Here is an 8,380-nt window from a genome sequence, read left to right as displayed (position 1 = left end):
AAAACCCATATGGGCTACGGGCGGTTAAAAGATGGCTATGAGTTAATGCTCTGGCTTAACCCTAAACACGCGGTCAATGCCGATTTAACTGGTCAACGCCATCAATATCTCAGTTTGCTGCACAACATGGGCAGTCATGCCCCTATGTATGGCTATTGGGAATACGTTCGCCGCTATATGGCAGACGAACAGCCACTGTGGTACCAAATCAGTAAAACTCCACGTGTTCCGGGCATCAACACAGATAAAGCTAGAGAGCAAGGATACAGCAACTTTGTCGCCTTAATTCGCTTTATCTTGGTTTTGCCAATTTTATTTCTACTCCGCCCCGCTCTTTTTTCACTCTGGTGTAATCCTCTGAAAGACAAATGGCCAGAACAGGTCCATGAGTGGACAGGTAAACGATGCAATTGGCATTAGACGTTTTTCACGACAGTTTATCCGCACTGGCGCTCAATCGAGCGGCAGTCGAGCTGTTCGCGGAGGAATAACCCATCATGAGTGAGATTAGACAAGTCGGCCCCAATCATTGGGTCGGGCCAGAAGACTTTGGTATTACTCCCAACTTCCATATTACCCAACACGGTGTGGAACATTACCCTAATGGTCATTTAATTCAGCAAGAGCCATTAAACCCCGGCAATAAAAAAATCCCCATCGTTCACCGAAGAAAAGACGCTGAAGATATGGGGGAGTTTTTTGACGGCTTTTCTGCAGGGGGCCACGAAGGGTTTATTGATATGCGAGTTCGGTCTGTTCATAGCAGAGGCGATAATGTGTATGCGGTGATTTTCTTTACCTTGCTCTGGCTGCTTGTCAAAACCTCGATGGTCTACACCGCTGGAGATACATGGTCACTCAGTTACGTCGATATCACCGTTCTGGCAATTCTCGTCATTTGTATGGGCTTAAGTTTATTCAAGCCCATCGCTATGCCGGTACGCTTTCATAAACAAAACCAAGAGGTTTACGTTTGGCACAATAAAGTGCTCTATCGTATTCCATGGCAAGAGTGTGAAATATCTGTGATTGTTGCAAAAACCCATATGGGCTACGGGCGGTTAAAAGATGGCTATGAGTTAATGCTCTGGCTTAACCCTCAACACGCGGTCAATGCTGATTTAACTGGTCAACGCCATCAATATCTCAGTTTGCTGCACAACATGGGCAGTCATGCCCCTGTATATGGCTATTGGGAATACGTTCGTCGTTATATGGCAGACGAACAACCGCTATGGTATGAGATCAGTAAAACTCCACGTGTTCCGGGCATCAACACAGATAAAGCTAGAGAGCAAGGATACAGCAACTTTGTCGCATTGATTCGCTTTATCTTGGTTTTGCCAATTTTATTTCTACTCCGCCCCGCTCTTTTTTCACTCTGGTGTAATCCTTTGAGACATAAATGGCCGGAACAAGTCCATGAGTGGACAGGTAAGCGATGCAATTGGCATTAGACGTTTTTCACGACAGTCTGTCCATATCAGAGGCGATAATGTGTATACGGTGATTTTCTTTGCGCTGATATTGCAGATAGCGCTATTGCTGCAACATCGATATCAAATACCAAGCAGAACTCAGTGCTCTTCCGTGCTGTATAAAAAGTTAATGCTTTAACCTAAAGACGATTAGCGACCACCAGCGAGTTCAATAAAGGTTCCAGTCACATAAGAAGCTTCCTCCGATAGCAACCATGCGATGGCTTGTGCCACTTCCTGAGGCGTTCCACCACGCTTAAGAGGTAGGCTTGAAGCGAGACGGTCAACACGATCTGGCTCTCCACCATCTGCGTGCATTTCCGTGTAAATGCAGCCTGGCCTTACACCATTTACACGAATCCCTTCCTCTGCTAACTCAAGTGACAATCCTTTGGTTAATGAATCCATTGCCCCTTTGGAGGCCGCATAATCAATATACTCAAATGGAGCGCCCAAACGTGAGGCAGCCGAAGAGACGTTCACAATCGCCTTTTTCTTCCCCGGTTGATTGATAAACGCTTTACAACAAAGGAAGCAACTGATTACGTTGGTTTGCATAACCTTTTGAAAACGCTCTAATTCGATATCGCAAAGCTTAGACTGAGTAAACAAAATACCGGCATTGTTTACTAGGTGAGTCACCAATCCATAACGTTGACGGGTTGCCTCAAACATCGCGGATACTTGCTCTGCGCTGGAAACATCGGCCTGATAAGAAAACGCTTCTCCACCAGCAACAAGGATTTGGTCGACGACCTGTTTAGCCCGCAAATCATTACTGAGATAGTTGACGCATACCGCATAGCCTTGGCTTGCCAGCAATACTGCCGTTTCAGCGCCTATTCCCCGTCCTGCTCCTGTAACGATGACTACCTTATCCATTGTTTCTCCAATTATTCCCTAATTATGAAAGGCGACTTTACACTGTAAAACGTTCAGGATGCTGCATTCTCTCCACCCCACTCATTAACCGTTCGACCAACAGAGTCAATGCCTTGGGCTGATAACGTCGCTGTTTATAGACCAAGTACGCTTGCCTAGCACTGCGCTGGTATTGAGGCAACACTCGCACCATATTCATTCCCTCGTGGACATGTCGAAACGGCAGCGAGGCAACACCTAACCCTTTTTCAACTGCACCGCATACCGCAAGTATGTCATTGACGATCAGCTTGGGCTTGATGTGAAGAACATCGACCAAACTCTGCTGCTGGTAGACGGATATATCTACGACATGATCAACACTGACCCAATTCAGTTGGTTTAACTGACTGAGGCTTTCCACTCGCCCTACTTTCGCCAAATATTCTGGACTAGCGAAAAAGCCATGATGAGCAGTAAACAAAGGCCTAGCGATCATGTCATCCATATCCGCTAAATCGAAAGTGATGAGGAGATCGCGATCCGTTTGGGGGACGGCCTGTTCCTGACTGAGCACCAGATCTAACATCACCTTAGGATAATCCACCAAAAACTGTTCGACGACTTCGCCAACAAAAGCACGATAGAAATTGTGCGGAATGGCCAGTTTAATCGTGCCAGAGACTTCTTGAGTTTCACTCAGCATCTGGCTAAAGCCACTTTCGATCGACTCCATACCGCTACGAAGCGACTCAAAGGCTTCTAAGCCACTTTGTGTCGCAACCAGTTCTCTGCCCTTCTTCTCTAGTAAACGCATCCCTAATCGCTGCTCAAGCGCGGATAAGCGGCGTGACATGGTCGAGACGGGGATGTGTAAAGTCTTGGAAGCACCGAGTAACGAGCCTTGCTCAACCACACTGCAAAACAGATAGAGATCATCAATATTTCCAAATATGGAATTCATACTTCTAAACCTGCTTATATTTTTCACTATTGGATAGTTATATCCTCATTTACAGCAAAACAACAAGCACAGGAGCATAAATTATGAATCGCAAACAATTTTGGGTTTCGGCGCTATTATCGTCGCTGACAATGGCGGTCATTATGTCAGGACTACTATCTGGGTATAAACTCGGCTTCAATCACCAATGGCCTGCTATATGGCTCGATAGTTTTATTATTGCGTGGCCAGTAGCGTTAACGCTCAACCTGACTGTCCTGCCACAAGTTCGCCGACTTTCTAGTTGGCTCACGGGTCAAACCTCCACCTCTCAGGCATAAAAAAACCGAGCACTAAGGCTCGGTTTTTTCAACGGTAAAGATTACAGTTCAGCGTTGTGGTAAACCTGCTGAACATCATCACAATCGTCTAGAAGGTCAAGGAACTTCTGGAATTTCTCAGCGTCTTCACCCGCTACTGGAGTGTGAGTTTGAGGAACGAAAGTGATCTCTTCGACATCGATTGTCAGATCAGGGAATGCACTGTTAAGCGCCGTCTTAGTCTTAAAGAACTCTGTATGAGGAGCGAATACAGTGATTACACCGTCTTCAAGCTCAACATCCGTCACGTCTACGTCTTCCATCATTAGCGTTTCAAGAATAACTTCATCGTCATCGCCTTTGAACTGGAATACAGCTTGGTGATCAAACATGTGAGAAACAGAACCTTCAACGCCGATCTTAGCACCTGTTTTAACGAAACATTGGCGAACATCTTGGAAAGTACGGTTGCCGTTGTCTGTCAGACAGTCAACGATTACGCTAGTGCCGCCAGGGCCAAAGCCTTCGTAACGCGCTGGAGCGTAGTCTTCACCGCCACCACCATTCGCTTTGTCGATCGCTTTTTCGATAACGTGTGCAGGAACTTGGTCTTTCTTCGCTTTTGCGATTAGGTGTTTCAGAGACAAGTTCATGTCTGGGTCTCCGCCACCGTTTTTCGCGCACATGTAAATTTCTTTACCGTATTTGGAATAAACTTTAATTTTTGCGCCTGCAGTTTTTGCCATTGAGGCTTTGCGCACTTCAAAACTTCTTCCCATCGGGATGTTCTCTCTAGTTCAATTTATTGCGAAGGATTTTAGCAAAACGTGTGAGCTTTTCAATTTCTGACACTTGCTGAGGAAATGAGTGGATTATGCCACACCCATTACTCGTTTATATTTGGCTACAGACTCTAAAAATGAGGCTTGTTCTTCGTCATCAGTGATCTTTGCTGCTGTCTGGTCGATTTCATCTGGACCAGCTTTAGCTTCACGGAGTTTCCAAACCAAAAACGATGCTTGCTTATCAAGCTCTATCTTGTTTTTTTCGCTAGCCGAGAGGTTAGACAGGTTGATCGACATATTAAAGCTCAAATCTGTAAAAATATGGAGGGGGAATATACCACACCAAAAGCGAATGTAGAGAGAGAATCGCACTATGGCGAGAGGAATCGCTCAAAAATTAGCGAAAAAATAAAGGGTGGCTTTCCTACGCCACCCTTAAGTATTCGTGATAGAGTTTCTGACTAGTGCAAGATGCCAAGCTCTTTGGCTTCTTCGATTGTTAAACCGCTTTCTCGAATCTCTCTTAATGCTTCAATACGACGACGAGCTTCTGCGGATTTAACGCCCTTCACAGGCTTCTGTGACTCAACTTCTTCCGTGAAGTCCCACTTGTCAGCAATTTTACTCATTTCATCATGGTCAATAGAATTAATGGACATAATAACCTCCGAACAAACCATGCAAGGGACAGCTAATCTGTAGCAAAACCTCTCACCCCTTGTTAAGAATTTTAGCTTCAGAATGTGATTATGCTAATAGTTCCTACATTCTTACTGTTAATTCGATAAATAGTTTTTGATCCACCAAAAGTCTCACAGTACATTTAAAGGATTACCCCTAAAGAAAGTTGGGCGATCTCGGTCTCATTTTTTACTGCCTATGCTCCCAACCTTCGCCTCCTACAGCTTACAAAAATAGCACTCCAATTTTTTTTGCACTCGATACCGCTCAATAGCTGCTCTCCATTATTGGGACGTTGACGTCTGTTTTCACATCGAATGTACCTCGGTGGTGATTTGCCAAATGACCTCATCATGAACCAAACTAATCACACCTAGAGATTTCACGGCACATGATTAGGTGAAAACGCAATGAATCCATTGGAGAACTGGCTTACACAGATCGAATACTGGTATCAAAATCGAAAGCATGATCAAGGTAACCAGCTAGAATCCCTGATCCTCTCTCCTCCTGATCAAATCTGGGGACCATTCATTTCCGTACAGCAAAGTAAGGCCATCGCGTGCTGGCTCGACGGATGCTTACGCCTTTTCCAACAAGAACGAGAGCGTTCACCCGATAAAGCCTATCAGTACCTACAATTTGCTTACAGTAAGTTTCAGCAAGTCGTCGTCCACTATCAAAGTGAACTTGAGCTTAAAGATTGGTGTATGAAAAGAATGCAAAATCTGGTCGTGGTCAGTCTTGAGTTCTGTACACAACAGCTATGTCCACGCTGGCAAATAGAATCACACCAATTGATCGAAAACCATGTTCGCTTTATGGCACAGCAGCAATGGAATGAAGATCGGAACTATGATCAAGGTAAATCATCGTTTCATTAGGATTGAGCGAAAAAACGCGGAGTAATGATCAAGGAGAAGCATGATCATTACTCCGCAACTCAAGGTGCCGCAGTGGAAATTCAGGCAAAAAAAAAGCGAGTTCAGAGAACTCGCAAAATATTCAGAATGAATGTAACTATATGAGCCAATCTATCAGGGATAATCCTATCCCTCATTCATCAGAAAGGACAAAAGGTTGTCTATTCGGGATAAATATTATCCAACTCGAAGTGATACATTGTCAGTGCTCTGTCAGAGGAATGTAGTAGCTTTGTCTTAATGTTAGTCGAGTGTAACAAGGTGTTTTTGAGCGTTTTCATTGATGGTCGTTGGCTCAAACGGCGACTTCATCCAAGGCTCTAAATACTGTTTCATCCAGATGACCTTCAAAGACTTGCTTACACACTTTTCTGCGCACAGCCAATCCAGCAATTAATCGCTCTATGGATAAATGCTTGTTCTCGCTCTGGCTGTTGTAGAGCTCGACCATCTTACTCAACGTTTCGTATGGAACGGCCTGTTCACCTACGCGTAGGAAATCAAGCTTGTCAATCAGCTCCAGACACTCTTCTTGGATTGAGCTATGGGAATGCCCTGTCATCGCCGCTAAAGCTGTTATAGAGCGCTCTAGAGCCTCTGATGAGGTATATTTAGATAGAGTAATGGTAATTTCATCAGCATTGATCTCTACTAGGTGCTTGCGTTGCTTCACTCGACGACCGAGTTTTCCGCGTGGTGCACGCTCTTTGCGCTGGATAGGCTCGAACTCGCCATCAATAATCTGCGACATCTCTTCGAGCTGTTGTTTAGACACCATCTCATTGCGCAGTGGGTTTGGCAGCGTTGGCGCCATATTACGTTTGCCAGCATTCGTCGTTCGAGCACGAGAATAGCGGAGCACTTCTTCGGCATCACATTTAATATCGAACTGATAATCTTTGACTTTGTCGTTGTCGATCATCGCCGAGATCGTCAGATGATAACCCCAAAGGTTGACGACAAATAGCTCGTCACTCCCCTTCTCTTTTGACAGTTTTTTGAGTTCGCGGATCAGATCCATTGAGAAGCGACGCCACTCAATGTTACGCGCCAGTTTTTGATTTAACTCACTCAATAGCATCACGTCAGAATGACGACGTGACATACGGCTTCGGAAGTAGCTGTACAACTGGAAAACCAGCGTGTGCTGCTTAAGAATCTCAGGCGGGAACAAGAAAAAATAATCGCGAGTAAGCAGCTCTTCGTAGAACGACGGTTCCCAGACAAGAATGTATAGGTTCGGTTTAATGCGTATTTCGCCGTCAGCGCCCTCTGTAGGGGCTTCTTCCGATGCAGTGATGGTACGGGCCAAAAATCTAAAACGATCGCTCTTAAAGCCTTCTGGCATGTTCTCGCTTAGCCATCGACCTGTAAGCTCATGTAGCTGAAAGTCGGTAAACTCGATGCGATCAATACTATCGCGAATTGAGTCGCGTGCTGGCCCGCTATCTTTCTTGCCACGAAGTGAGAGAATATCGGTAATGTACAACGGCGTTTTATTCGGTACATGAGTGCCATCTAGCTGGTATTGATGTTGATGATGCTCATGGTACTGCACGGTTAACGTGAAAAGTGCAAACAAAGTCATCAGATCATCAACGGTCATGATGCTCTTAGAAGATCGTGTTTCGATCACAGCACGTGTACCAGAGATCGACACCATGCTCTTTTGGTAACTTTTTCGCGTACGTGGTGGCGCTAGCGCCTGGTCAATAATGCCAGCCCAGTTAGTGGGAGAAACAACAAACTGATCCGCTTCATCTTTCATTGCTGGTGGCGTATTCAAACCATGCTCATTGAGCAAGCGTTTATTGACTTGCGTTTGAGCTAACGCTTTTGATCGTTTCTGCTTTTCACTCAGTTTGACGGATTCAGTCACTAGACTTGTGGCACCGAGCACGGAGATCAATTGGTTTGGATTAACAAAGCGGTGCAGCATCGTTTTACCAGCAAGTCCTTCTTCGAACCGAACTGGAACTTGTTGAAATAGGCCAATATTGACGGCTGCACGCAGGCGCTGCTGAATTGCGGCTCGCGTGACTTGTCCGTCTGTGGCATCAATAAGCTCGGTAGTCGAGACTAAACCATCTTTACTGCTAAAGCCTCGTAAAGAGATTAAGTTAAGAAGTTCAACGATACTTTTCGTAACGCCTTTAAAGTGTTGGTATTGTTCAATCCAGTTAACCGCGACTTCCGACACTTCAAATAGGTGCCCATCTTTGTGGCTTCTTGGCGCTTTGATCAGTAGTTTTTCTTCTGAGCTCATTATTAGATCCGTATCACACTAGCCGTAATATCGCTATAGTTCCGAAAGAATAAAGAAAAAAAGATCATAAATAAAGAAAAACTTGTTGCTCTTAAATAACTGATCTTTTTGATTAATATGATC

At 44.9% G+C, this 8,380-nt stretch carries 9 protein-coding genes and 1 pseudogene; 4 read left to right on the top strand and 6 right to left on the bottom strand.

Translation table 11 applies throughout. The annotated features are described in order from the left end of the window. Nucleotides 1-420: pseudogene (locus tag DA100_RS21040) on the top strand (hypothetical protein); the annotation flags it as partial. A 77-nt stretch (nucleotides 421-497) separates the two neighbouring features. Continuing rightward, complete coding sequence (locus DA100_RS16145) at nucleotides 498-1,457, top strand: DUF6708 domain-containing protein (protein WP_138973071.1); 960 nt, start codon at nucleotides 498-500, stop codon at nucleotides 1,455-1,457. A 171-nt stretch (nucleotides 1,458-1,628) separates the two neighbouring features. Here DA100_RS16145 and DA100_RS16140 read toward each other — a convergent pair whose 3' ends face one another. Then, nucleotides 1,629-2,360, bottom strand: a complete 732-nt coding sequence (locus DA100_RS16140) for an SDR family oxidoreductase (RefSeq protein ID WP_138973070.1) — start codon at nucleotides 2,358-2,360, stop codon at nucleotides 1,629-1,631. A gap of 37 nt (nucleotides 2,361-2,397) precedes the next feature. Beyond that, complete coding sequence (locus DA100_RS16135; protein ID WP_138973069.1) at nucleotides 2,398-3,303, bottom strand: LysR family transcriptional regulator; 906 nt, start codon at nucleotides 3,301-3,303, stop codon at nucleotides 2,398-2,400. A gap of 83 nt (nucleotides 3,304-3,386) precedes the next feature. Between DA100_RS16135 and DA100_RS16130 the strand changes: the two genes are divergently transcribed. Beyond that, the gene (locus DA100_RS16130; protein ID WP_138973068.1) at nucleotides 3,387-3,623 is read left to right on the top strand and encodes a DUF2798 domain-containing protein; all 237 of its coding nucleotides are present in this window, start codon (nucleotides 3,387-3,389) and stop codon (nucleotides 3,621-3,623) included. Between the two features lie 41 nt (nucleotides 3,624-3,664). Here DA100_RS16130 and DA100_RS16125 read toward each other — a convergent pair whose 3' ends face one another. The 3 genes from DA100_RS16125 to DA100_RS16115 form a co-directional block, all read right to left on the bottom strand. Continuing rightward, on the bottom strand, nucleotides 3,665-4,381 hold the full coding sequence (locus tag DA100_RS16125; RefSeq protein WP_138973067.1) for a YebC/PmpR family DNA-binding transcriptional regulator: 717 nt from the start codon (nucleotides 4,379-4,381) through the stop codon (nucleotides 3,665-3,667). A 93-nt stretch (nucleotides 4,382-4,474) separates the two neighbouring features. After that, nucleotides 4,475-4,684 carry a DUF3283 family protein gene (locus DA100_RS16120; protein WP_138973066.1) on the bottom strand — a complete coding sequence of 70 codons (210 nt, stop codon included), beginning with the start codon at nucleotides 4,682-4,684 and terminating at the stop codon, nucleotides 4,475-4,477. Nucleotides 4,685-4,848: 164 nt separating this feature from the next. Beyond that, nucleotides 4,849-5,046, bottom strand: coding sequence for a hypothetical protein (locus DA100_RS16115; protein ID WP_138973065.1), 198 nt, complete (start codon nucleotides 5,044-5,046; stop codon nucleotides 4,849-4,851). A 432-nt stretch (nucleotides 5,047-5,478) separates the two neighbouring features. Here DA100_RS16115 and DA100_RS16110 point away from each other — a divergent pair, with 432 nt between their 5' ends. After that, the gene (locus DA100_RS16110; RefSeq protein ID WP_138973064.1) at nucleotides 5,479-5,952 is read left to right on the top strand and encodes a transcriptional regulator; all 474 of its coding nucleotides are present in this window, start codon (nucleotides 5,479-5,481) and stop codon (nucleotides 5,950-5,952) included. Between the two features lie 334 nt (nucleotides 5,953-6,286). Here DA100_RS16110 and DA100_RS16105 read toward each other — a convergent pair whose 3' ends face one another. Continuing rightward, complete coding sequence (locus tag DA100_RS16105; protein WP_138973063.1) at nucleotides 6,287-8,257, bottom strand: replication initiator protein RctB domain-containing protein; 1,971 nt, start codon at nucleotides 8,255-8,257, stop codon at nucleotides 6,287-6,289. Between the last annotated feature and the right edge of the window lie 123 nt (nucleotides 8,258-8,380).

It is taken from the genome of Vibrio sp. Hep-1b-8, from assembly GCF_006124995.1.
In the GTDB taxonomy this organism is placed as follows: domain Bacteria; phylum Pseudomonadota; class Gammaproteobacteria; order Enterobacterales; family Vibrionaceae; genus Vibrio.
This window is presented reverse-complemented; position numbering and strand designations above follow the sequence as displayed.